Here is a 22,699-nt window from a genome sequence, read left to right as displayed (position 1 = left end):
GTACCCGCATCGCCTACGCCCCGGTCCCGAGCGCGCGGCTGAACCGCACGTCGCCCTCGAAGAGATGGCGGATGTCGCTGACCCCGTGCCGGACCATCAGGGTCCGGTCGATGCCCATGCCGAAGGCGAATCCGGAGTAGACCTCCGGGTCGACGCCGCAGGCACGCAGCACCCGCGGGTTGACCATGCCGCAACCACCCCACTCGACCCACTGCGGTCCGTCACGGTGCTCCGGGAACCACACGTCGAACTCCGCCGACGGCTCGGTGAACGGGAAGTAGTGCGGCCGCCACCGGGTCTTCGCCTCCGGGCCGAACATCGCCCGGGCGAAGTGGTCCAGCGTGCCCCGCAGGTGCGCCATCGTGATGCCCTTGTCGACCACCAGGCCCTCGGCCTGGTGGAACACCGGGCTGTGGGTGGCGTCGATCTCGTCGGTGCGGTAGACGCGGCCCGGCACGATCACGTAGATCGGCGGCTTGCGGCTGAGCATCGTACGGGTCTGCACCGTGGACGTGTGCGTGCGGAGAACGAGGCCGGAACCCTCCGGTGCGATGTGGAAGGTGTCCATCAACCCGCGCGCCGGGTGGTCGGCGGGGATGTTCAACGCGTCGAAGTTGACCCACTCCAGGTCGACCTCGGGCCCCTCGGCCACCTCGTAGCCCATCCCGACGAAGAGGTCGCTGATCGACTCCATCAGGGTGCTCAACGGGTGCCGGGCGCCGCGTGGACGCCGGTCGTAGGGCAGGGTGACGTCCACCCGCTCCTCGACCAGCACCCGCTCGGCCTGCTCGCGCTCCACCACCTCGGAGCGCTCGGCGTACGCGGACTCGATCGCCCGGCGGGCCTCGTTGACCCGCTTGCCGGCGTCGGACTTCGCGGCCGGCGGCAGCGCGCCGATCTCCCGGCGCGCGAGGGAGACCGGTGACCGGTCACCCAGGTGCACCGAGCGCAGCGCGGTCAGCGCGTCCGGGTCGGCGGCGGCCTCGAACGCCTTCGTGGCGTCCGCGACGGCCTCGGCCAGGGCGGCGGGGTCGAGCAGGGCGACCTGCTTCGGGTCGTACGGATCGTTGCGGTAGCTCATGGCGTACGGGCACTCCCTCACGGCGGCGCCAGCCCTCACCGGGGCGGCTAAGCGAGTCTACGGACGCGCGGCTGTGCCGCAGCCCGCCGGTAGGAGTTGTGCAGGGAGCAGGTCAGGCCCGCCGCCCGCCGACACCGGCGGGCTGGCTAAACGAACGCCGTGTCGCGTTCATGGACGGACGCTCTCCCCTGCTGTCAGTCGCGCCGGAGGCAATCACCCTCAGCGCTGCGCTCTCGCTGAAGCGTACAGGCAGACTGCGGCGGCGGCAGCCAGGTTGAGGCTCTCCGCGCGCCCGTACAGCGGCACCCGCACCCGGGCGTCGGCGGCGGCGGTCAACTCCTCGGGCAGGCCGTGCGCCTCGGAGCCGAACAACCAGGCGGTGGGCCCGACGAGCCGACCGTAGTCGGTCAGGTCGTCCAGGTCGCTGTCGCCGTACCCCGTGGTGGCGAAGATCGACAGCCCGGCGGCGCGCAGCGCGTCGACCACCGCGACCGGGTCGGTGGCGCGCACCACGTCGACGTGGAAGAGGCTGCCGGCCGAGGCCCGCACACACTTGCCGTTGTACGGGTCGACGGCGTCCCCGGCGAAGACCACCGCACCGGCACCGGCCGCGTCGGCGGTGCGCAACACCGTGCCGGCGTTGCCCGGGTCGCGGATCTCGGCGAGCACCGCCACCAGCCGGGGCCCACCCGCGAGCGCCTGCTCCAGCGACACGTCCAGGTGCCGGCAGACGGCCACCAGCCCCTGCGGGGCGACGGTCTCGGCCAGCGCCGCGATGGCGTCGTCGGTCACCTCGGAGACCGGCACGTCGGCGTGGGCCGCCGTGGCGGCCAGCTCCGGATACCTGTCGAGCGCGGTGGTCGTACCGAACAGTTCGGTGACCACCCCCGGCCGCGCGAGGGCCTCGCGGACCGCCTGCGGGCCCTCGGCCAGGAAACGGCCCGTGGCGTCGCGGTCCCGGCGGCGTTGCAGGCGGCGGGCGGCGACAACCCTGGGGGTACGCGGGGTGAAGGCCATGGTGTGCGTTCCTCCGACACGATTGAGGCGCCCCCCGGACGGCGGTGCCGACACGGGAGACGCCTCGCTCTGGTGCGTGGGGATCAGGCGGCCTGAGCCGCCGCGCCGCCGGTGCCCTCGGCCGCGACCGCGGCCCGGGCCAGCTCGACGATCGCCGCGAAAGAGGCGGCGTCGTTGACAGCCATGTCGGCCAGGATCTTGCGGTCAACCTCGATGCCGGCCAGACGCAGGCCCTGGATCAGACGGTTGTAGGTCATCCCGTTGGCCCGGGCGCCCGCGTTGATCCGCTGAATCCACAGCTGCCGGAAGTCGCCCTTGCGGTCGCGACGGTCCCGGTAGGCGTACTGCATCGAGTGCAGCACCTGCTCCTTGGCCTTGCGGTACAGGCGGGAGCGCTGACCACGGTAACCGCTCGCGGTCTCCAGCAGGGTACGACGCTTCTTCTGGGCGTTTACAGCCCGCTTGACGCGTGCCATCTCAACTCCTTATTACGTAAAGGTGGCGCGCGTCAGCGGCCGAGCAGCTTCTTGATGCGCTTGACGTCGGCCTTGGCCAGCACGACCGTGCCGGTCAGCCGGCGGGTCTGGGTGGAGGGCTTCTTCTCCAGGTTGTGGCGGAGGCCGGCCTGCTGGGCAACGATCTTGCCCTTGCCGGTCACCTTGACCCGCTTACCCATACCCGTGTGGCTCTTCATCTTCGGCATGTGGAACGTCTTCTCCCCTGTTACTCGCTGCTGGTGTCGGCGGCGAGGCCGGTGTCACCGGCTGCTGCGGTCTCGCTGACCGCCGCGGTCTCATCGGCTTCCGGAGCGGCGGACTCGTCCGCCGCCCGGTCCCGAGGTCCGCCACGAGACGCCGTAGCGGCGACCGCGGAGGCCTTGACGGCCCGATGCGGGGCGAGAACCATGATCATGTTCCGGCCGTCCTGCTTCGGAGCGGCCTCGACGTATCCCAGTTCCGTGATCTCGGACTCGAGCCGGCGCAGGAGCCGGTAACCCAGCTCCGGGCGGCTCTGCTCGCGACCGCGGAACATGATCGTCACCTTGACCTTGTCGCCCGCCTTGAGGAACCGCACCACGTGACCCTTCTTGGTCTCGTAGTCGTGCGGGTCGATCTTCGGCCGAAGCTTCATTTCCTTGATGACGGTCTGCTGCTGGTTACGCCGCGCTTCGCGCGCCTTGAGTGCGCTCTCGTACTTGAACTTGCCGAAGTCCATGAGCTTGCACACCGGCGGGCGCGCCATCGGCGCAACCTCGACCAGGTCCAGATCGACGTCCGCGGCCAGCTGAAGAGCGCGCTCCAGCGGGACGATGCCCACCTGCTCACCCTCTGGGCCGACCAGTCGGACCTCACGTGCCCGGATCTGTTCGTTCACGCGTGGTTCGACGCTGATGGGGCCTCCTCGAGTCGTTTCTGCTCTGTCGCCGACCCCTGCGGCTCCCAGGAGGGAACCGACCCGAAAAGCAGAAGGCCCCGGCGCATGCCAGGGCCCGCTCGACCGGTCAGCACGATCACAAGGATCGCGCACCCGGCGCCGGGACATGCCCGGAACCGGTGACCGGACCCGGCCACCGTAGCGGTGACTCGGGTGGGAGCAGGCGCTCCGCTTTCAAGGCTGTCTGCTCGCACGCGGAGACAGCCTGGTCGACTCGATAACACTACACCGGCGCCCCGGCCACCCCCAAACCGGGCACGACCTGCTGCCCAGCACAGCCGCGGCACCGGTGCGGCACCGGGCCGAAGCGCCAGCCACGGTGCCGCAGCGCCGGCCGCCGCGTTGTGTCGCCGCGTTGTGTCGCCGCGTTGTGTCGCCGCGTTGCGTCGCCGCGTTGCGTCGCCGAGATATGCGCACTTTCCCCGAAGTTGCTGCCTCAGGCTGGTGGGAGGCAGCAACTTCAGGGAAGTTGTCCGGATCTTGGCGAGTCGGCGCGGCCGGATGGGCGACGACGCGGGGCACCGGGAGCAGTGCCGCTACGGGACGGCCGGTGGCGACTTGACGGCCGTAGACCGTCAGGGGCAGTGCCGCCGGGGGCACACTTAGCCGCGAGGCGGCGATGGGCGGCGCCCCGCGAGCCCGCGATTGGCGCGATCGGGCGGTGCGGCCGGGTCAGCGGTGGGCGGCGCGTTCGGCGAGGTGGGCCTGGTGCGCCTCGTGCAGCCGGCGCAGCGCGCGGACCCCGTCGACGGCCAACTCCTTGTCGGCGGCCTGCAACGCGACCATCGGCAGCAGGTCGTCGTCGTGCAGCTCCAGGCTGGCCCACGGCGCGCCCCGGTCGAAGCGGACGCCCCGGACAACCTCCCAGGGCAGCTCGTAGGAGCTGATGACGTTACGGACCCGGATGCTCCGTGCGTCCGCCTCCACCCGGGGACGGGTGAACAGCAGGAAGCCCAGCGCACCGAAGATGCCCAGGCCGATCATGGCGATCTGGTCGCCGCGCTGGAAGCTGCCGTAACCGTCACCGGTCGGGCCACTCAGCGACGTGGCGACCAGACCGAACACCACCACCAGGGCAGCCGCCGCCGACCAGCAGACCACGCGGATGCGGCGGGGCTTCAGGCGGACCAGTTCGGTTTCACTCACCCCACCAGTCTGCCACCCGCACTCGCCCATCAAACGCACCACCCGCCGAGCCACCACCCCCAGCCGACCCCCGAACACCGAGGATTGAGGCGCGGCGCGCGGGGCGCGCAGGGTGGTCACACCCAGACCGGCAAGATCGCGCTCGATCATTGAAGTAGTGGCCTCGCGCTCGACGGAGGCCACTAGATCCTGGATCGAGCACGATCTTGCGTGCGCGGTGCCCGGTGCTCGGTGCCCGGTGGGCGGCCACCAGTGGCTTTGGCCTCGGGGCCTAAGCCTGGACCCGGACCCGGACCCGAGGGAGACGCGAGATCCACTCGAGATCAAGGAAACGGGGGTGTCCCGGGCGTGCGGACACCCCCGTTTCAAGGAACCCGAGTTGATCAAGCGCCGAGGGCCGCGCCGGGGCCGCGCCGCAGACGCGGGCGCGGGCGCGGGCGCGAACGGGGACGGGGACGGGGACGGGGACGGTCAGAGGCGGCAGGCGTGGATGTTGGTGACGAGGATGGCGCGGGCGCCCAGCTCGTACAGCTCGTCCATGATGCGGTGCACGTCGTCGCGGAGCACCATCGCCTGCACGGCCACCCAGCCCTCGCGGTGTAGCGGCGACACGGTGGGCGACTCGATGCCCGGGGTGAGCCCGCTGGCCCGGTCCAGCAGGCCGGCCGGCACGTCGTAGGCGAGCATCACGTAGCGGCGGGCCACCAACACACCGTGCAGGCGGCGCAGCAGCTGCTCGGCCTGGGGTTGGGCGGGCGCGCCGGCGCGCCGGACCAGCACCGCCGACGAGCGCAGCAGCGGCTCACCGAAGACCACCAGGCCCGCCTGGCGCAGGGTCGCGCCGGTCTCGACCACGTCCGCGATCACGTCGGCGACGCCGAGGCGTACGGCGTTCTCCACGGCGCCGTCGAGGCGGATCACGTCGGCCTTGACGCCCACCTCGCCGAGGTGCCGCTCGACCAGCCCCGGGTAGGCGGTGGCGATCCGGTGACCGCCCAACTCCTGGACGGAGGCGATGTCGTCGGGGCGGGCGGCGAAGCGGAAGGTGGCCCGGCCGAAGGCGAGGTCGACGACCTCCTCGGCCGGCGCGGCCGAGTCGATCAGCAGGTCCCGGCCGGTGATGCCGAGGTCGAGGTCACCGGAGCCGACGTAGGTGGCGATGTCCTTGGGGCGCAGGTAGAAGAATTCGACGTCGTTGGCCTCGTCCCGGCAGACGAGGTCCTTGGGGTCGGTGCGCTGACGGTAGCCCGCCTCGCGCAGCATCTGGGCGGCCGGTTCGGCCAGGGTGCCCTTGTTGGGAATGGCGACACGCAGCATGGGAGTGCTCCTTCGATCCGGATGGCGATCAACGGGGGTGGGGGCACTCACAGATGTCGGTAGACGTCCTTGAGCTCGAGACCACTGGCGAGCATCAGCACCTGGACCTGGTAGAGCAGCTGGGAGATCTCCTCGGCGGTGCGCTCCGGCCCCTCGTGCTCGGCGGCCATCCACGACTCGGCCGCCTCCTCGACGACCTTCTTGCCGATGAAGTGCACGCCCTTGTCCAGCGCGGCGACGGTGCCCGAGCCCGGGGTGCCGGCGGCGGCCTTGGCCTGCAGCTCGGCGAACAACTCCTCGAACGTCTTCACGGGGAACGATTCTTCCAGCCACCCGGGCGGCGCCCCGCGTCCGGGTCCGCCGGAATCCAGCAAGCGGACAATTTCCTACCAACATGGTAGGGCAATTGTCGATCGATGCTCATGGAGCTCTACGCTGTCCGCCATGGCCAGCAGCTCACGTCTCCTCGCGCTCACCCTCGCCGGTGCCGCCGTCGTAGCCACCGCCGGGTGCGCGCCACAGGACGAGAAGCCCACCCCCACTGTCACCGCCGCGCCGTCCTGCGCCAAGGACAGCCTGCCCACGCGTACGCCGGGCAAGCTGACCATCGCCACCGACCAGCCCGCGTACGAGCCGTGGTTCTCCGACGACAAGCCGGACAGCGGCGAGGGCTTCGAGTCCGCCGTCGCGTACGCGGTGGCCGAGAAGCTCGGCTACGCCCGCGCCGACGTCACCTGGACCCGGGTCAAGTTCGACACCGCGATCGCGCCGGGGCCGAAGGACTTCGACTTCGATATCAACCAGTTCTCCATCACCGAGGAGCGCAAGCGGGCGGTGGACTTCTCCGCGCCGTACTACCTGGTGCGGCAGACCGTCATCGCGTTGAAGTCGTCGAAGATCGCCGGTAAGAAGTCGTTGGCCGAGCTGCGCGACGCCCGGCTCGGCGCACAGGTCGGCACCACCAGCTACCAGGCGATCACCGACGTGATCAAGCCAACCGCCAAGCCGCAGGTCTACAACAGCAACGACGACGCCAAGAAGGCGCTGCAGAACGGGCAGTTGGACGGTCTCGTGGTGGATCTTCCGACCGCCTTCTACATCACCGGCGCGGAGATCACCGACGCGACGATCGTCGGGCAGGTGCCGCAGGTCGGCACGCCGGAGGCGTTCGGGTTGCTGCTGGACAAGAACTCCCCACTGACCTCCTGCGTGACCGCCGCGGTCGGTCAGCTCACCACGGCGGGCACGCTGAAGGAGCTGGAGCAGAAGTGGCTCGCGCAGGTGGCGGGCGCGGCCGAGCTGCGGTGACGCTTCTGGATCATGTGCCGTCCGAGGCGCAACTACGGCGGTCGGCGTACCGGCGTCGGCAGACCGTCTACAGCGTGCTGGTCGCGGCGTTCTCGACGGCGGCGCTCGGCACGCTGCTGGTGATCGCGGTGACCGGGGCGCCGGGCTGGGACCGGGTCCGGCGGTCGTTCCTGGATCCGGAGATCGCCCGCGACGCGTTGCCGACGGTGCTGAGCGGGCTCTGGCTCAACGTACGGCTGCTGGTCTGCTGCGCGGTCGGCGCGCTGCTGCTCGGGCTGGTGATCGCCGTGCTGCGGACGCTGCGCGGGCCGGTCTTCTTCCCGGTCCGCGCGCTGGCCGCCGGCTACACCTACACCTTCCGCGGTCTACCGCTGATCATCGTGTTGTACCTGCTCACCCTCGGCGTGCCGGGGCTGCGGTTGCAGGGCATGCCGCCGGTGCTGGTGCTGGGTGGGATCGCGTTGGTCCTCACCTACGGCGGCTACCTCGCCGAGGTGTTCCGGGCCGGCATCGAGTCGGTGCACTCCAGCCAACTCGCCGCGGCCCGCTCGTTGGGCCTGACCTACCGGCAGACGATGCGGCACGTGGTCCTGCCGCAGGCCGTCCGCCGGGTGGCACCACCCCTGCTCAACGACGTGGTGGCGTTGCAGAAGGACGTCGGGTTGGTGTCGCTGGCCGGGCCGATCGACGCGGTCCGCGCCGCGCAGATCGCCACCGCACAGACCTTCAACTACACGCCGTACGTCGTGGCGGGGGTGCTCTTCGTGCTGCTCGCGATCCCGCTGATCGCGGTCACCGACTGGGTGACGCTGCGCGCGGCCCGCCGACAGTCAGGGGGCTGAGCCATGGCGTTGTTGCGCTGTCGAGGGCTGCGCAAGGAGTTCGGCGGGCACGTCGTGCTCGACCAGCTCGACCTGACCGTCGCCGAGCACCAGGTGGTGGCCCTGATCGGCGCGTCCGGGTCCGGCAAGTCGACCCTGCTCCGCTGCGTCAACCTGCTCGACGAACTCGACGACGGCACCATCGAGTTGGACGGGGTGGACATCTCCGATCCCCGGGTGGACCCGGACCAGGTCCGGCGGCGGATCGGCATGGTGTTCCAGGCGTACAACCTCTTTCCGCACCTGAGCGTGCTGGACAACATCACCCTCGCGCCGCGCCGGGTACACCGGCGGGGCCGGGCGGAGGCCGAGGCGCAGGCCCGGGAGTTGCTCGACCGGGTGGGGCTCGGCGCCAAGGCGGACGCCTACCCGGACCGGCTCTCCGGCGGGCAGCAGCAGCGGGTGGCGATCATCCGGGCGCTGGCCAACTCACCTCGGCTGATGCTGCTCGACGAGGTCACCTCCGCGCTGGACCCGGAACTCGTCGGTGAGGTGCTGGCGATGATCCGCGACCTGAAGGCCGACGGCATGACCATGGTGCTGGCCACCCACGAGATGGGCTTCGCCCGGGAGGTCGCCGACGAGGTGTGCTTCCTCGACGCCGGGCGGGTCGTCGAGAGCGGCCCTCCCGAGCAGGTGCTCGGCGAGCCGACGCAGCCCCGTACCCGGCAGTTCCTGCGCCGGATCATCGAGGCCGGCCGGCTCTGAAGGCGGGCCCTCAGAGCCGGCCGGGGCGGCAGAGGCGTCAGCCGCCGAAGCCGACCCGCTGGGCGTTGCCCGCCGCCACGGTCCGCACGGCCAGCGCCGCGTCGAGGGCCGCGACGGTGGCCGCCCAGCCCTTGTCCTCCGCCGAGCCGGGCAGACCGGCGCGGTCGCGGGCCTGCTCGATGGTCTCCACGGTCAGCACTCCGTGCGCCACCGGCTTGCCCTCGTCCAGCGCCACCCGGGTCAGCCCGTCGGTGACCGAGCGGCAGACGTAGTCGAAGTGGGCCGTGGCCCCGCGGACCACCACGCCGAGGGCGACCACCACGTCGCAGCGGCGGGCGAGAGCCTGCGCGACCACCGGCAGCTCGACCGAGCCGGCGACCCGGGCGACCACGGAACGAGCGCCGCACGCCTCGGCGGCGGCCACCGCACGCTCCAACATGTGGTCGGTCAACTCGCCGTGCCAGCGGGCGGCGACCACCCCGACGGTCAGCCCCGCGGCGTCAACCGCCTCGACTCCCGGCTCACCGAAACCCGCCATCGTCATGCTCCGATCTCGTCGTTGGCGACCGGACGCCCCAGCGGCGCCTCGGACACCTCGTCCAACTCGTCCAGCAGGTGACCCATCCGGTCCCGCTTGGTGCGCAGGTAGCGCATGTTCTCCGGGTGCGCGCCGACCGGCAGCCCCTCGCGGCCGGTGATGGTCAACCCGTACCCCTCCAGCCCGGCCCGCTTGGCCGGGTTGTTGGTCAGCAGCCGCATCGACCGCACGCCCAGGTCGTAGAGGATCTGCGCGCCGGTGCCGTAGTCGCGGGCGTCGGCCGGCAGACCCAGGTCGAGGTTGGCGTCGACGGTGTCGCGGCCCAGGTCCTGCAACTGGTACGCCTGCAGCTTGTGCAGCAGCCCGATGCCGCGCCCCTCGTGCCCACGGACGTAGAGCACCACGCCCCGGCCTTCCTGCCCGACCCGGGCCAGCGCGGCGTCCAACTGCGGCCCACAGTCGCAGCGCAGGGAGCCGAACACGTCCCCGGTCAGGCACTCGGAGTGCACCCGGACCAGCACGTCCTGGCCGTCACCGAGGTCACCCAGCACCATCGCGATGTGCTCGGCCGGGTCGTGCTCGGCGCGGTAGCCGAGCGCCCGGAACACCCCGTGCCGTGTCGGCATCCGGGCGTCGGCGACCAGCTCGACCTGCTTCTCGGTACGCCGCCGGTAGGCGATCAGGTCGGCGATGGTGACAAGCGTGAGGCCGTGCTCGGCGGAGAACTTCTCCAGGTCCGGCAGGCGCATCATGGTGCCGTCGTCGTTGACCAGCTCGCAGAGCACGCCGGCGGGACGCAGCCCGGCCAGCCGGGTCAGGTCGATCCCCGCCTCGGTGTGCCCCGGCCGGCGCAGCACCCCGCCCTCGCGGGCGCGCAGCGGCACCACGTGCCCGGGGCGGGCCAGGTCGGTCGGGTCGGTCGCCGCGCCGGCGAGCAGCCGGCTGGTGTGCGCGCGGTCGGCCGCCGAGATGCCGGTGCTGACGCCCTCGCGGGCGTCCACGGTCACCGTGTACGCGGTACCGCGCCGGTCCTGGTTGGTGTGGTGCATCGGCGGCAGGTCGAGCCGGTCGGCTTCGCTCTCGGTCAGCGCCACGCAGACGTAGCCGGAGGTGTAGCGGACCATGAACGCCATCAGCTCCGGTGTGGCCAACTCGGCCGCGAAGATCAGGTCGCCCTCGTTCTCCCGGTCCGCGTCGTCGACCACGACGACCGGCCGCCCGGCCGCGATGTCCGCGATCGCCTGCTCGATATCCCCAAAACTGGTCACGCGACTGCCTCCGTGTAGATGGGCGTGCGGGCGGCGGCCGGTCGGGTGGCGCGCGAGGTGCGCCACCAGGCGGCGAAGCCCCAGACGCAGAGGGCGCCGTAGATCAGGTACATGACGGCCGACGGGTAGAACCCGCCGCGCAGCAGCAGCGGCACACCGACCGCGTCCACCGCGATCCAGAGCAGCCAGAACTCCACCCAGCCGCGGGCCATGCCGTACGTGGCCAGCAGGCTGCCGGTGAGGATCCAGGCGTCGGGCAGCGGGCCCCACGAGCCCAGCGCCTTGAGCAGCGGGTACGCCGCGGCGGTGCCGACCACGGCGGCCACCAGCAGCATCAGTCGCTCCCGTCCGGTGGCCCAGCGCGGGACGACCGCAGCCTGCCCGGCGTCGGCGCGACGGTTGCGCTGCCAGCGCCACCAGCCGTAGACGCTGACCGCGAAGAAGAACACCTGTCGGCCGGCCTGCCCGTACAGGTCGTGCTCCTGCGGGGTGGCGAACACCCCGCCGAGGAAGACGGTGAGCAGCAGCGCGTTGCCGATCATGCCGACCGGCCACGCCCAGACCAGCCGGCGCAGCCCGAGCAGCGCCGAGACGAGCCCGAACGCGTTGCCGACGATCTCCCGGGCCAGCACCGGCGAGCCGGCGACCTGCACCTGGGCGTCCAGTAGCCAGCTGAGCGGGCCCATCAGGCCACCCCGCCCGGGTTCGCGCTCGCCCCGCGAGCGTCGGTGTCGGTGAGCCGGTCGCCGAGCAGCCGCTCGACGTACTTGGCCAACACGTCCACCTCCAGGTTGACCGGGTCGCCGACGCCCTTCGCGCCGAGCGTGGTCAGCTTGAGCGTGGTCGGGATCAGCCCGACGGTGAACTCGTCCGCGCCGACGGCGGCCACGGTCAACGAGACACCGTCGATGGTGATCGAGCCCTTCTCCACCACGTACCGGGACAGGGCGGTGGGCAGTCGGAACCGGACGGTCTCCCACTGCTCGGCCGGCTCCCGGGAGATCAGTTCACCGACGCCGTCGACGTGGCCCTGCACCAGGTGCCCGCCGAGCCGGCTACCGAGCGCGGCGGCGCGCTCCAGGTTGACCGGGTCGCCGGGGCGCAGCGCGCCCAGCGCGGAGCGGCGCAGCGTCTCCCCCATCACGTCGGCGGTGAAGACCCCGTCGGCCACCTCCACGACGGTCAGGCAGACACCGTTGACGGCGATCGAGTCGCCGTGCCGGGCGTCGGACGTGACCAGCGGGCCGCGGACGCCGAGCAGCGCCGAATCGCCCGCCGTCGGCTCTACCCGGACAATCTCGCCCAATTCCTCGATAATGCCAGTGAACATGTCAGCCCTCCCGTTTGCGGGGCAAAGCGGTGATCCGGAGATCCGGACCGATCTGCGTAACGTCGACGAACTCCAGATCGATGGCCTCGGCGATGGTGGTCACTCCCGCGTCGACCAGAGCGGTCGGGCCGGCGCCGAGCAACCGCGGCGCGACGTACCCGACGATCTTGTCCACCAGGCCGGCCTTCAGGAACGCGCCGGCCAGCCGGGGGCCGCCCTCCAGCAGTACCGCGCGGACCCCGCGCTGGTGCAGCGCCGCGAGCAGCGCCGGCAGGTCGACGCGGCCGTCCGGGTCGGTGCCGACCTCCTCGGCGGTCGCGATCCACGTCCGCGCGGCGCCGTCGCGGACCTTGGCGTCGGCCGGGGTACGCCCCGAGCTGTCCACCACCACCCGCAGCGGCTGGCGAATGGCCAGGCTGCCGTCGCGCAGGTTGCGGGCGGTCAACCGGGGGTCGTCGGCGAGCACGGTGCCCACCCCGGCGATGACCGCGTCGACGGTGCCGCGCAACGCGTGCACGTCGATCCGGGCCGCCTCCGAGGTGATCCACATGCTGGTGCCGTCCGCCGCCGCGGAGCGCCCGTCGAGCGTGGCGGCGTACTTCCAGATCACGTACGGCCAGCCCCGGCGCATCGAGGTCAGCCACGCGACGTTGCCGGCCTCGGCCTCCTCGCCGCGTACCCCCAGATCGACCCGGACCCCGGCGGCGCGCAGGGTGGCGGCGCCCCCGGAAGCGACCGGGTTCGGGTCGGGTACGGCGATGACCACCCGGCCCACCCCCGCCTGGACGAGCGCGGAACTGCAGGGGCCGGTGCGGCCGGTGTGGTCGCAGGGTTCCAGAGTGACGACCGCGGTGCCGCCCTTGGCCCGCCGCCCGGCCTGCGCCAGGGCGACGATCTCGGCGTGCGGCCCACCGGCGTACGCGTGGAAGCCCTCGCCCACGACCTCGCCGTCCTCGTCGAGCAGTACGCACCCGACCACCGGATTGGGGCTGGTGGTGCCGAGCCCGCGCGCCGCCAACTCGATCGCACGCCGCATCGCCTCATCAACGGAGACGCTGGCCATCGCCCTGCCCCTGCCCTCTCACTCGCCGGTCCGCGCGCGGGCGGTCAGGGAGGCGGTGGCCATGGGGCCACGGGCAGGCGGTGGCGGATTCCGGGAACGGCACAGCCGCCCCCGGAGGGTCGGTACGGCACGCTGAAGCCAGCGGCCGGCTCGGACCCGTCCGTCCCGCGCGCTGTCTCCCATCCGGACTGTCTGGGCGCGGACGAACCGCCCCCAACCGTCGGCCCCGGATTTTCACCAGGTCCACCGGACGGCAGAGCCGTCCGGGTCGCGGGCTGACCACGGTTGGACCGTGGATCACCGCCGGTTCGGAATTTCACCGAGTCCCGCCAGCGCGTGGTGGGTACACGGGAAGTCTTACACGCCGATCCGGCTCTGCCGCCACCTAGGCGAGCTACTTCACAGCGGTATTCACGCTCAGGTGACGCCGCGCCGCCGGTCCACGGCCACGTACGAGCCCGGTTGGCTCTTGGCCACCGTCTTCATCTCCGAGGCCACGGCGATCGCCTCGAGGGGGTCGGTGAACCGCTTGCCGGCGTCGGAGAGGGACACCCCGATGGAGAGCGTGACCAGGGCCGCGCGCCGGATGTTGCCGCGTCGATCCTTCAACTCGACGAAGCCGCGCTCCCGGTCGGTGGCGTCGTAGAGCGTGTCGGCGGCCTTCTCGAAGTCGACGACCGCCCGGGACGTCAGCGGGCGGACCTGGTCCGGGGCGCAGACGATGACGAAGTCGTCGCCGCCGACGTGGCCGAGGAAGGCCGGTGGCAGGCCCACCTCCACCACCGCCCGGTGCAGGCTGCGGGCCAGCGCGGAGATGAAGTCGTCGCCGCGCACGAAGCCGTACCGGTCGTTGACGCTCTTGAACCGGTCGATGTCGATGTAGCCGACGGCGTAGTCCACGCCGTTTCGGACCCGGTCGCTGATCTCCCGACGGATCCGGCTGTTGCCGGGCAGCCCGGTCAGCGGGGAGACCTCCCGGAACTCCTTGTTGCGGCGCAGCGTGGACGAGACCCGGGCCACCAGCTCGGCGGTGTCGAACGGCTTGACCAGGTAGTCGTCCGCGCCGGCGCTGAGCCCGTGCACCTTGTCGACGGTCATTCCCTTGGCCGTCAGCATGATCACCGGGAGGGCGGAGGTCATCGGGTCGGCGCGCAGCCGCCGGGTCAGCTCCAGCCCGTCGATCCGGGGCATCATGAGGTCGACCACCGCCAGGTCCGGCCGCTGGCGCTCGATGACCTCCAGGGCCTCCTGGCCGTCGCTGGCGTGGATCACCTCGAAGCCGTGCAGCCGCAGGTTGAACTCGACGAAACGAGCGATGTCCTCGTCGTCGTCCACGACGAGGATGATGTCCTTGCGGTCGGCCTCGGGCTCCACCTCAGGCCCCGGGAGCCGCGCGTTCCGCCAGTGCCCGCAGGTGCCGTACCGCCTCCGCCGGGTCGGCGGCCCCGTACACGGCGGTGCCGGCCACGAACGCGTCGGCGCCCGCGGCGGCGGCCTGTTCGATGGTGTCGGCGGCGATCCCGCCGTCCACCTCGATGCGCAGCTCCAGGTGCCCGGCCGACACGTGCCGCCGGGCCGTCCGCACCTTCTCCAGCAACTGCGGAATGAACCGCTGGCCGCCGAAGCCCGCCTTGATCGTCATGATCAGCAGGGTGTCGAAGCTGGGCAGCAGGTCCAGGTAGGGCTCGATCGGGGTGTCCCGGTCGATGGCCAGGCCCGCCTTGGCGCCGGCCGAGCGCAGGTCCTTGGCCAGCGCCACCGGGTCGTCGGACGCCTCCGCGTGGAAGGTGACGTTGTACGCCCCGGCGTCGGCGTACCCGGGGGCCCACCGGCGCGGGTCCTCGATCATGAGGTGTACGTCGAAGGGCATCGCCGTGACAGCCCGCAGGCTCTGCACCACGGGCAGACCAATGGTCAGGTTCGGTACGAAGTGGTTGTCCATCACATCGACGTGCAACCAGTCCGCGGCGTCCTCGACGGCACGGACCTCTTCGGCGAGGCGGGCGAAATCGGCGGCCAGAATGCTCGGCGCGACGATCGGCGGCGGTACGGTCACGGGGCCAGTGTACGAACGTGGCCACCCGCCAGCCGCATCGCGCCACCTTCGGGGACTCGCTGTGACCCGGCAGTGACCAGTGGTGCAGAATTGGACGCTCCGGACCCCCGAATCCGGACGAACAGACATCAGCGGCTGGCCGATCGACGGAAACGCGACGACACTCCAACCGGGACGGTGCCATAGGCTGCACGCCCGCCGGGGTCTCGCCGCGGGGCGCGGTGACCGGCCGCCAGCTCCCGGGAGGGCGGACGATGCGACGGTGGCTTCCAGCGCTGGCGCTGGCCGGCGTCATGACGATGCTGCTGCTGGCCGGCTGCGCGCCGGCGCGGGGCGCGGACGGTGATCTCACCGACGACTGGCCGACGCTGCGGGTGCCGAAGCCGTTCACCCCCGCCACCGACACCTGCCTGCCGCGCGTCACCACCGTCGTGCAGGCCAGCACGTACGAGACGGTGGACTGCGCGCGTAACCACCTGGCCGAGACCATCCACGTCGGCACGTTCGTCGGGCCCGACGCGCTGACCGAGGCCCGACCGGAACCCGGATCGTCGGCGCTACGCACGGCTCGCGCGGAGTGCGACCAGCGGGCCCGGCAGGTGCTCGGCGGCGACTGGCACACGGCCCGACTCGCGCTGTCCCTCGCGCTGCCGTCCGCGCCCGCCTGGACCGGCGGCGCCCGCTGGTTCCGCTGCGACCTCAGCGAGACCGGCAGCATCGACAACACCCGCCCGGTGAACCGCACCGGCAGCCTGCGCGGCGCGTTGATCGGCGACACGCCCCTGACGCACCGTTGCTTCGACCCCAAGCTCATCGGCGACAACCTCAACTACATGGCGCCGGTGCTCTGCACCGAGCCGCACCGCGCCGAGTTCGTGGGCGTCTACGAGGAGCGGGACATGAGCTGGGCGGAGTTCGCCAAGTCCGCGGAGCAGGCGCACCAGCGCTGCATGGCGCTGATCGCCCAGTACGCGGCGGTGCCCAACAACAGCGAGCTGCCGTACCGGGCCGGGTCCATCTACTACCCGCCGTCACAGCGAGAGTGGGAGGAGGGCGACCGTGGCGTGCGCTGTTTCCTGTGGAGCGACGACCGCAAACTCACCCGCTCGATGCGCGGCGCCGGCCCCGAGGGACTGCCCGCGATCTGAACATCGGTGCCGTATGCTGCTGCGCCGTGGCGCTACCGACCGGCTGGGTCCGGTCGGGGGCCACCAGCGGCGGGAGGTCGGGATGCGACGGTGGTTGGCGGCGTTCGCCGGGGGTGGGGCACTGGCCCTGGCACTGGCCGGGTGCGGCGCACCCGCCGGAGTCGACCGTGACCTCGTCGACGACTGGCCGGCGCCCGTCGCGGCGCAGCAGTTCGTCCCGGCCGCCGACGTCTGCCACCAGAGTTCCCAGCAGGTCGGCTTCCTGACCGGCTACAACCCGACGGCGTGCACCGAGGCGCACCGGGTGGAGACCATGCACGTGGGCGCCCTCACCGGCCGGGCCGCCGAGGGCGGCGCGCCCCCGCAGCCCGGCTCGGCCGGCATGCGGGCCGCGCAGGCCGGGTGCGACACGGCGGTCAACAAGGCGGTGGGCGCCGACTGGCGGTCCGGGCGGCTCGGCCTGACCGTCGTGCTGCCGTCGCCGCAGGCCTGGTCGGGCGGGGCCCGCTGGTACCGCTGCGACGTCACCGAGATCGCCAGCATCGACGACACCGCGGTCGACCTGCGCACCGGCAGCCTCCGGGGCGCGCTGTCCGGCGCGGCCCCGCTGGCATACCGCTGCTTCAACCCGAAGATGGTCAAGGACGACATCGACGAGATGGTGCCCGTCTCCTGCACCGCCAAGCACCACGCCGAGTTCGTCGGGGTCTGGCAGGCCCCGGACACCAGCTACGCCGAGTTCACCCGCGGCGTCAAGCGGACCCACCGGGCCTGCCAGACGAAGATCGCGAAGTTCGCCAACGTCCCGGACAACTCCCAGCTCGACTTCCGGGCCGGGACGATCTACTACCAGCCGTACGAGGAGGAGTGGCGCAACGGCAACCGGGGCGTGCAGTGCTTCCTCTGGATCTCCGACCGGGACCTGACCCGCTCGATGAAGAACGCCGGCACCAAGGGCCTGCCGATAACCTAGGGCGGGTTCCGGATGCCGGCCGACACTTCCGCCGGCCGGCACTTCTGAACGCACGGTGTGTCCGGCCGGTCGGGTGACCGGCCGGACACGTGGAACGGTCAGCCTCGGCGCAGGACGGCGAGGAACATCGCGTCGGTGCCGTGGCGGTGTGGCCAGAGCTGCACGGTCGGCCCGTCGCCGAGACCGGGCATGCCGGCCGGCAGCAGTGGGCGGGCGTCCACGAAGTCGACCGCGACCCCGCTGCGGCGGGCCGCCTCGGTCACCGTCACGTGCGTCTCGACGGTGTGCGGCGAGCAGGTGACATAGGCGACCAGGCCACCCGGGCGGACCGCCCGCAGCGCCGCGCCGAGCAACTCCCGTTGCAGCCGGGTCAGCGGCGGCAAGTCCGACGGCTGGCGACGCCAGCGCGACTCCGGCCGACGACGCAGGGAACCCAGCCCCGTGCACGGTGCGTCCACCAACACCCGGTCGAAGTGCTGCTCCGGCAGCTTCGGGTCGCCGCCGACCTCACGGCCGTCCATGGCCAGCACGGACACCGGCAGGTCCCGGGTCGCCAGGGAGACCAGCCGGGCGCGGTGCTCGGCCACCTCCACCGCGGTCACCCGGGCACCCCGCTGCGCGGCCAGCGCGCCGAGCAGCCCGGCCTTGCCGCCCGGGCCGGCGCACAGGTCCAGCCAACGCCCGTCCGGGCCGTCCAACGGCGCGTCGGCGAGCGCGGTGGCCACCAGTTGGGAGCCCTCGTCCTGGACGTGGGCACGGCCGTCGACCACCGCCGGGATGTCACCCGGCGACCCGCCGGGCAGATAGACGGCGTACGGCGAGAAGGCGCCGGGCGCCCCGCCGACCTGGTCGGCCAGCTCGATCGGGTCGATCAGCCCGGGCCGGGCACACAGGTGCACCGGCGGGCGCTCATTGTCCTCGATCAGGAGACGCTCCGTCTCACCCAGATCGCCACCGAGCGCCTCGGAGAAGGCCCGCACGATCCACTGCGGATGGCTGTACGCCAACGCGAGGTGCCCGACCGGGTCGGTCTCCGCCGGTGGGGCGAGCTTCTCCACCCAGGCGTCGGCGTCACGGGTGGACACCTCGCGCAGCACCGCGTTGGCGAAGCCGGTGGCGCCCGGTGCGACCGAACGGACCAGGTCCACCGTCGACGAGACCGCGGCGTGCGCCGGAACCCGGGTGTGCAGGAGTTGGTACGCCCCGAGCCGCAGCGCGTCGCGCACCGGCGGGTCGATCCGGGCCACGTCCCGGCCGGCCGCGTCGGTCAGGATCGCGTCCAACGTGCCCAGGTGGCGCAGGGTGCCGTAGGTCAGCTCGGTGGCGAAGGCCGCGTCCCGACCGAACAGCCCCTCCTCCCGCAGGATGATGGGCAGCACCAGGTTGGCGAACGCGTCGTCACGGTGCACCGCCGCCACCGCCTCGTACGCGGCGCGGCGCGGTCGGTCCAGCGGTGGCCGGGCCGGACGACGATCTCCGCCACGATCGGCCCACGAGCCGGAGCGCGTCGGACGGGTTCCCTCCGGTGCCGTCACGCGAATTCCTCTCCAGTGCCGACCCGGACGCCGCGCGCCCAGTCGGTCGCGCCCATGGCCCGCTTGCCCGCGGCACGGACCTCGCCGAGCCGCACCGGCACGGTCGCCGTGCCAACCAGCACCCGGGACTTCTCCACCAACAACTCCCCCGGCTTCAGCTCGGGGCCGTCGGGCACCGGGACGACCGGGCCGAGCTTCACCCGCTCGTCGCGGAACGTGGTCCACCCGCCCGGCGCGGGCGTGCAGGCCCGGATCCGCCGGTCCACGGCGAAGGCCGGGTCGCTCCACCGCACCCGCGCGTCGTCCACGGTCAGCTTCGGCGCCAGCGACACCCCGTCGGCCGGCTGCGGCTCGGCGCGGGCGGTGCCGTCGTCGATCGCGTCGAGCACCGCCACCAGCAGCCCGGCACCGGAATCGGCGAGCCGCCCCAGCAGGTCACCGGAGGTGTCGGCGGCGCGGATCTCGTCGGTCAACGTGCCGTAGACCGGGCCGGTGTCCAGGCCCTCCTCCAACTGGAAGACGCTGGCCCCGGTCAGCTCGTCGCCGTGCAGCACGGCGTGCTGCACGGGCGCGGCGCCACGCCACGCCGGCAGCAGGGAGAAGTGCAGGTTGATCCAGCCGTGCCGGGGGATCTCCAGGGCCGCCGGCGGCACCAGCGCGCCGTAGGCGACCACCGGCACGCAGGCCGGCTCCAGCTCGCGCAGCCGGTCGAGGAACTCCGGGTCGCGGGGGCGGGCCGGCGTGAGCACCTCGACGCCGTGCTCGTCGGCCCAGGCGCCGACCGGGGAGCGGGACAGGCCCCGTCCACGCCCGGCGGGCGCGTCGGGCCGGGTGACCACGGCCACCAGCTCGTGACGGGAGGCGGCGACGGCGGCCAGGGCGGGCACGGCGACGGCCGGCGTACCGGCGAAGATCACGCGCATCCGGGTCAGCGCCCCAGACCGAAGGGGTCGCTGAGGTGCGGGCTGAGCTTGACCGTGGGCGGGGCCGCCGCGTCGTACCACTCGGCCTGGCGGATAGCCTTCATGGCTTCCTTGCGCCCCTCCGGGTCCAGTCGGTCCAGGAAGAGCACGCCGTCGAGGTGGTCGGTCTCGTGCTGCACGCAGCGCGCCATCAGACCGGTGCCGACGATCTGCATCGGATCGCCGAACGAGCTGAAGCCCTTGGCGACGACGTTCTGCCGACGCTTGGTGTCGAAGTAGAGCCCGGGAATCGACAGGCAGCCCTCCGGGCCGTCCTGCTCCTCCTCGTCGGGGAACTCCAGCACCGGGTTGATCAGGTGCCCGAGGACGTCGTCGACGTCGAAGGTGAACACCCGCAGGCTCACACCGAGCTGCGGCGCGGCCAGGCCGGCGCCGTTCTGCTCACGCATCGTGTCGGTGAGGTCGGCCACGAGCCGACGGAGCTCGGCGTCGAAGTCGACCACCGGATCGGCCGGCGTGCGCAGCACCGGATCCCCAAACAGACGGATGGGCTGGACGGTCACGCGGGACGGCTCCTTCTTCGGGTGGACGAGCGGTGCCGTACCAGTCTACGGAGTGCCCGGGCGGACGCCGGGCGGCGCACCTCGGTCGACCACGGCCGGTGTGCCCAGCGTCACCGGCAGGCTCTCGTAGCCACGCAGGGTCAGCCGGGTCCGGTGCCGGGGCGGCTCGGCCAGAGCCAGCTCGGGCAGGCGGCGCAGCAGCATCGGGAAGGCCAGCTGCGCCTCCAGCCGGGCCAGGCCGGCGCCGAGACAGTAGTGCGGGCCGGCGCCGAAGGACAGCGGGTGCGCCTGGCCACGGGTCGGGTCGAAACGCTGCGGGTCGGGGAACCGGCGCGGGTCCCGGTTCGCCGCGCCGAGCAGCAGCAGCGCCGTGCTGCCGGCCGGCAGGTCGAGCCCGCCGCAGCGCACCGGCGCCGTGCTGGTCCGGGTGGTCAGCTGCACCGGCGAGTCGTAGCGCAGCAGCTCCTCGACGTACGCCGGGGCGAGCGTGGGATCGGCGCGCAGCTCGGCGGCGGCGGCGTGGCGCAGCAGCACGACGAGGCCGTTGCCGAGCAGGTTGGTGGTGGTCTCGAAGCCGGCCACCAGCAGCACCACCAGATTCGCCAGCAGTTCGGCACCGGTGAGCCGGTCGCCGTCGGCGTCGTGCACCTGGACCAGCGCGGTGGTCAGGTCGTCGGCCGGCGCCCGCCGCCGGGCGACGATCAGCTCGACGAAGTAGTCGCGCAGCTCGGCGGCGCCCGCGTCGGCGACCGTCAACTCCTCGGGGGTTATCTCCGGCTCCAGCACCCCGGTCAGGTCACCGGCCCAGCGGCGAAACTGCGGCCGGTCGGCCGCGGGTACGCCGAGCAGCGCGCAGATCACCCCGACCGGCAGCGGGTACGCGAAGTCGGCCAGCACGTCGACCGGAGCGCCGTCCTCGGCACGGGAGACCATCGCGTCGAGCAGTTCCTCGGCCTGCGCCCGCACCACGTCGCGCATTCCGGCGATCCGACGCGGACTGAACGCCCCGGCGGCCAGCCGCCGCATCCGACTGTGGTCGGGCGGGTTGGTCCGCAGCATGGACCGGGCGATCGACGACACCGCGGGGCTCTGCCGCCAGTTCGGCCAGACCTGGTCGCGCAACGCGTCGTCGAGCACCCCGAGCCGGGGGTCGCGCAGCAGCTCGTCGGCCTCCGGGTAGCCGGTCACCACGTACAGGCCCGGCAACGCCTGCACCACCGGCCCGTGGGCGCGCAGCCGCTAGTACGTCGGGTACGGGTCGACGCGCCCCTGCGGTGACATGAGCAGTGTGAGCGCTTCGGCAGCCTCCATGGCCGGCCTCCCCCGTCGATACGTCGGAGGCTCCATCATCCCGGCACAGCCGCCATCCGGCAGCCCTCGACGCCGGGCTCAGGCGCTGGCGGCCGGATCCCCGGCGAGCACCGCGTCGCCACGGAGCAGCGCCGGCTCGGGCAGCGGCAGTTGGATCTTGTGAGCCGCCTCCCAGTCGTAGATCAGGCCCGGGCGCACCTGGGCGGCGAAGTAGTCGATGGCGGTCATCCCACCCACCACCGGCTCGTCGACCTCGGCGACCAGCTGGGCGGGGACCAGGGAGAAGCCGTTCTGCAGGGCGGCGCTGAGACGGCGGTGACCGTCGACGACGAAGAAGTACTCGCCGGTGAACCCGATCTTCAGCGGTTCGAGGGCCTCGTCGCCGGCCTCGGCCACCCCACCCACGAAGTCGGTGTCCCACAGCCCCCGCAGGGTGGCGATGTCCTCGGTCGGGTAGACCCGGGCCGGGTCCAGCAGCAGCAGCGGCGGCGCGTCGCGCAGCACCTCGGCACCGAGCGTGCCCTCGTACGCGGCCACGATGTGCTCGATCACCTCGGCGGCGGACGCCCGGGTGGTGTCGCAGATCAGGTCGTAGTTGCGCAGCCGGGCCTTGTCCACCCCGTAACGGATGATGAACCGGCTGCGCTCGCTCGCGCTGCGCTCGCGGAGCTTGGCCTTGGCCTCGTCCAGAGAGGCGTAGCTCTCCGCCGGCCCGGAGGGTCGGGCGAGCACCCGGCGGGCCGCCTCGCCCGGCTCGGTGATCATGTGCACCTTGAGCGCGTCGGTGAAGAAGTGCCAGGCCAGCCGGGAGTCCATGACGAGACGCTCACCGGAGGCGGCGATGTCCCGCTGGAGCTGGTCGACGTAGCCGTCGACGGCCTGGTCGAGCTCGGCGTGCAGGTTGAGCTGCAGCGCGGTCATCTGCCGCTGCTGCGCCATCTCCCGGTAGAGGTCCCCCACGCTGACCCGGCGCATGCCGAGCCGCTTGGCGATCTCGACCGACACGGTGCTCTTGCCGCTGCCGAGGTCGCCGTTGAAGACGATCGATTGTCCAACGGTCACGACTGGTCCACCCCTGATCACCGGCTCATTGACATCA

The 22,699-nt window shown here is 72.3% G+C and carries 24 protein-coding genes, 1 pseudogene and 1 riboswitch; of the genes and pseudogenes, 5 read left to right on the top strand and 20 right to left on the bottom strand.

Annotation, left to right across the window (positions count from 1 at the left end; translation table 11 throughout):
* Positions 1-13: 13 nt before the first annotated feature.
* The 8 genes from pheS to ACIBD9_RS12860 form a co-directional block, all read right to left on the bottom strand.
* A complete protein-coding gene (pheS, locus tag ACIBD9_RS12895; protein WP_357189714.1) occupies positions 14-1,081 on the bottom strand; it encodes a phenylalanine--tRNA ligase subunit alpha in 1,068 nt (355 codons plus the stop codon).
* A 219-nt stretch (positions 1,082-1,300) separates the two neighbouring features.
* Complete coding sequence (locus tag ACIBD9_RS12890) at positions 1,301-2,098, bottom strand: TrmH family RNA methyltransferase (RefSeq protein ID WP_396717124.1); 798 nt, start codon at positions 2,096-2,098, stop codon at positions 1,301-1,303.
* Positions 2,099-2,181: 83 nt separating this feature from the next.
* Complete coding sequence (rplT, locus tag ACIBD9_RS12885; protein WP_091087503.1) at positions 2,182-2,574, bottom strand: 50S ribosomal protein L20; 393 nt, start codon at positions 2,572-2,574, stop codon at positions 2,182-2,184.
* Between the two features lie 32 nt (positions 2,575-2,606).
* A complete protein-coding gene (gene rpmI / locus ACIBD9_RS12880; protein ID WP_007458415.1) occupies positions 2,607-2,801 on the bottom strand; it encodes a 50S ribosomal protein L35 in 195 nt (64 codons plus the stop codon).
* 20 nt (positions 2,802-2,821) lie between these two features.
* Positions 2,822-3,472 (bottom strand): translation initiation factor IF-3, encoded by a 651-nt coding sequence (gene infC, locus ACIBD9_RS12875; protein WP_030488427.1) that lies wholly within the window; start codon positions 3,470-3,472, stop codon positions 2,822-2,824.
* 732 nt (positions 3,473-4,204) lie between these two features.
* Positions 4,205-4,678, bottom strand: coding sequence for a PH domain-containing protein (locus ACIBD9_RS12870; protein ID WP_396717121.1), 474 nt, complete (start codon positions 4,676-4,678; stop codon positions 4,205-4,207).
* Between the two features lie 471 nt (positions 4,679-5,149).
* Entirely contained in the window at positions 5,150-5,995 is an 846-nt protein-coding gene (hisG, locus tag ACIBD9_RS12865) for an ATP phosphoribosyltransferase (protein ID WP_030488425.1), read from the bottom strand.
* Positions 5,996-6,042: 47 nt separating this feature from the next.
* Positions 6,043-6,306, bottom strand: coding sequence for a phosphoribosyl-ATP diphosphatase (locus ACIBD9_RS12860; protein WP_030335709.1), 264 nt, complete (start codon positions 6,304-6,306; stop codon positions 6,043-6,045).
* A gap of 133 nt (positions 6,307-6,439) precedes the next feature.
* Here ACIBD9_RS12860 and ACIBD9_RS12855 point away from each other — a divergent pair, with 133 nt between their 5' ends.
* From ACIBD9_RS12855 to ACIBD9_RS12845, 3 genes are read left to right on the top strand one after another with little or no spacing between them, the layout of a single operon-like run.
* Positions 6,440-7,303 carry an ABC transporter substrate-binding protein gene (locus ACIBD9_RS12855; RefSeq protein WP_387176372.1) on the top strand — a complete coding sequence of 288 codons (864 nt, stop codon included), beginning with the start codon at positions 6,440-6,442 and terminating at the stop codon, positions 7,301-7,303.
* Complete coding sequence (locus ACIBD9_RS12850) at positions 7,300-8,145, top strand: amino acid ABC transporter permease (protein WP_396717118.1); 846 nt, start codon at positions 7,300-7,302, stop codon at positions 8,143-8,145. Before ACIBD9_RS12855 ends, ACIBD9_RS12850 begins: the two co-directional genes overlap by 4 nt.
* A gap of 3 nt (positions 8,146-8,148) precedes the next feature.
* Positions 8,149-8,892, top strand: coding sequence for an amino acid ABC transporter ATP-binding protein (locus ACIBD9_RS12845; protein WP_396717116.1), 744 nt, complete (start codon positions 8,149-8,151; stop codon positions 8,890-8,892).
* Between the two features lie 37 nt (positions 8,893-8,929).
* Here the strand turns inward: ACIBD9_RS12845 and ribH are convergent, their stop codons facing one another.
* From ribH to rpe, 7 genes are all read right to left on the bottom strand, one after another.
* A complete protein-coding gene (ribH, locus tag ACIBD9_RS12840; protein ID WP_030335701.1) occupies positions 8,930-9,430 on the bottom strand; it encodes a 6,7-dimethyl-8-ribityllumazine synthase in 501 nt (166 codons plus the stop codon).
* Between the two features lie 2 nt (positions 9,431-9,432).
* A complete protein-coding gene (locus ACIBD9_RS12835) occupies positions 9,433-10,698 on the bottom strand; it encodes a bifunctional 3,4-dihydroxy-2-butanone-4-phosphate synthase/GTP cyclohydrolase II (protein WP_396717114.1) in 1,266 nt (421 codons plus the stop codon).
* Complete coding sequence (gene pnuC, locus ACIBD9_RS12830; protein WP_387176379.1) at positions 10,695-11,384, bottom strand: nicotinamide riboside transporter PnuC; 690 nt, start codon at positions 11,382-11,384, stop codon at positions 10,695-10,697. Before pnuC ends, ACIBD9_RS12835 begins: the two co-directional genes overlap by 4 nt.
* A complete protein-coding gene (locus ACIBD9_RS12825; RefSeq protein ID WP_396717112.1) occupies positions 11,384-12,028 on the bottom strand; it encodes a riboflavin synthase in 645 nt (214 codons plus the stop codon). The genes pnuC and ACIBD9_RS12825 overlap by 1 nt, the downstream gene beginning before the upstream one ends.
* A 1-nt stretch (position 12,029) precedes the next feature.
* On the bottom strand, positions 12,030-13,091 hold the full coding sequence (gene ribD, locus ACIBD9_RS12820) for a bifunctional diaminohydroxyphosphoribosylaminopyrimidine deaminase/5-amino-6-(5-phosphoribosylamino)uracil reductase RibD (protein ID WP_396717110.1): 1,062 nt from the start codon (positions 13,089-13,091) through the stop codon (positions 12,030-12,032).
* A gap of 167 nt (positions 13,092-13,258) precedes the next feature.
* A riboswitch (FMN riboswitch) is annotated at positions 13,259-13,429 on the bottom strand.
* A gap of 79 nt (positions 13,430-13,508) precedes the next feature.
* The gene (locus ACIBD9_RS12815) at positions 13,509-14,465 is read right to left on the bottom strand and encodes a response regulator (protein WP_238659843.1); all 957 of its coding nucleotides are present in this window, start codon (positions 14,463-14,465) and stop codon (positions 13,509-13,511) included.
* A gap of 1 nt (position 14,466) precedes the next feature.
* The gene (rpe, locus tag ACIBD9_RS12810; protein WP_030335689.1) at positions 14,467-15,147 is read right to left on the bottom strand and encodes a ribulose-phosphate 3-epimerase; all 681 of its coding nucleotides are present in this window, start codon (positions 15,145-15,147) and stop codon (positions 14,467-14,469) included.
* A 254-nt stretch (positions 15,148-15,401) separates the two neighbouring features.
* Between rpe and ACIBD9_RS12805 the strand changes: the two genes are divergently transcribed.
* Together ACIBD9_RS12805 and ACIBD9_RS12800 are read left to right on the top strand one after the other, a co-directional pair.
* Positions 15,402-16,295: a septum formation family protein gene (locus ACIBD9_RS12805; RefSeq protein WP_396717108.1), complete on the top strand. Its 894-nt coding sequence runs from the start codon at positions 15,402-15,404 to the stop codon at positions 16,293-16,295.
* Between the two features lie 82 nt (positions 16,296-16,377).
* A complete protein-coding gene (locus tag ACIBD9_RS12800; protein ID WP_396717106.1) occupies positions 16,378-17,268 on the top strand; it encodes a septum formation family protein in 891 nt (296 codons plus the stop codon).
* Between the two features lie 98 nt (positions 17,269-17,366).
* Here the strand turns inward: ACIBD9_RS12800 and ACIBD9_RS12795 are convergent, their stop codons facing one another.
* The 5 genes and pseudogenes from ACIBD9_RS12795 to ACIBD9_RS12775 form a co-directional block, all read right to left on the bottom strand.
* Positions 17,367-18,809: an RsmB/NOP family class I SAM-dependent RNA methyltransferase gene (locus ACIBD9_RS12795; protein ID WP_396717195.1), complete on the bottom strand. Its 1,443-nt coding sequence runs from the start codon at positions 18,807-18,809 to the stop codon at positions 17,367-17,369.
* On the bottom strand, positions 18,800-19,726 hold the full coding sequence (gene fmt / locus ACIBD9_RS12790; protein ID WP_396717104.1) for a methionyl-tRNA formyltransferase: 927 nt from the start codon (positions 19,724-19,726) through the stop codon (positions 18,800-18,802). Before fmt ends, ACIBD9_RS12795 begins: the two co-directional genes overlap by 10 nt.
* A gap of 5 nt (positions 19,727-19,731) precedes the next feature.
* Positions 19,732-20,289, bottom strand: a complete 558-nt coding sequence (def, locus tag ACIBD9_RS12785) for a peptide deformylase (protein WP_387176391.1) — start codon at positions 20,287-20,289, stop codon at positions 19,732-19,734.
* Between the two features lie 45 nt (positions 20,290-20,334).
* Positions 20,335-21,600 (bottom strand): annotated as a pseudogene (locus ACIBD9_RS12780) (cytochrome P450).
* A gap of 78 nt (positions 21,601-21,678) precedes the next feature.
* On the bottom strand, positions 21,679-22,662 hold the full coding sequence (locus tag ACIBD9_RS12775) for an AAA family ATPase (RefSeq protein ID WP_238661187.1): 984 nt from the start codon (positions 22,660-22,662) through the stop codon (positions 21,679-21,681).
* Positions 22,663-22,699 lie beyond the last annotated feature (37 nt).

Origin of the sequence: Micromonospora sp. NPDC050784 (assembly GCF_044456765.1) — a bacterium.
Classification (GTDB): domain Bacteria; phylum Actinomycetota; class Actinomycetes; order Mycobacteriales; family Micromonosporaceae; genus Micromonospora; species Micromonospora foliorum.
This window is presented reverse-complemented; position numbering and strand designations above follow the sequence as displayed.

Excerpts from the sequence above, each read along its gene's own strand:
- ACIBD9_RS12825 (WP_396717112.1), bottom strand. The coding sequence starts at position 12,028 with ATGTTCACTGGCATTATCGAGGAATTGGGCGAGATTGTCCGGGTAGAG.
- rpmI (WP_007458415.1), bottom strand. The coding sequence starts at position 2,801 with ATGCCGAAGATGAAGAGCCACACGGGTATGGGTAAGCGGGTCAAGGTG.
- ACIBD9_RS12845 (WP_396717116.1), top strand. The coding sequence starts at position 8,149 with ATGGCGTTGTTGCGCTGTCGAGGGCTGCGCAAGGAGTTCGGCGGGCAC.
- ACIBD9_RS12890 (WP_396717124.1), bottom strand. The coding sequence starts at position 2,098 with ATGGCCTTCACCCCGCGTACCCCCAGGGTTGTCGCCGCCCGCCGCCTG.
- fmt (WP_396717104.1), bottom strand. The coding sequence starts at position 19,726 with ATGCGCGTGATCTTCGCCGGTACGCCGGCCGTCGCCGTGCCCGCCCTG.
- ribH (WP_030335701.1), bottom strand. The coding sequence starts at position 9,430 with ATGGCGGGTTTCGGTGAGCCGGGAGTCGAGGCGGTTGACGCCGCGGGG.
- hisG (WP_030488425.1), bottom strand. The coding sequence starts at position 5,995 with ATGCTGCGTGTCGCCATTCCCAACAAGGGCACCCTGGCCGAACCGGCC.
- ACIBD9_RS12855 (WP_387176372.1), top strand. The coding sequence starts at position 6,440 with ATGGCCAGCAGCTCACGTCTCCTCGCGCTCACCCTCGCCGGTGCCGCC.
- ACIBD9_RS12805 (WP_396717108.1), top strand. The coding sequence starts at position 15,402 with ATGCGACGGTGGCTTCCAGCGCTGGCGCTGGCCGGCGTCATGACGATG.
- ribD (WP_396717110.1), bottom strand. The coding sequence starts at position 13,091 with ATGGCCAGCGTCTCCGTTGATGAGGCGATGCGGCGTGCGATCGAGTTG.
- pheS (WP_357189714.1), bottom strand. The coding sequence starts at position 1,081 with ATGAGCTACCGCAACGATCCGTACGACCCGAAGCAGGTCGCCCTGCTC.
- pnuC (WP_387176379.1), bottom strand. The coding sequence starts at position 11,384 with ATGGGCCCGCTCAGCTGGCTACTGGACGCCCAGGTGCAGGTCGCCGGC.
- rplT (WP_091087503.1), bottom strand. The coding sequence starts at position 2,574 with ATGGCACGCGTCAAGCGGGCTGTAAACGCCCAGAAGAAGCGTCGTACC.
- ACIBD9_RS12800 (WP_396717106.1), top strand. The coding sequence starts at position 16,378 with ATGCGACGGTGGTTGGCGGCGTTCGCCGGGGGTGGGGCACTGGCCCTG.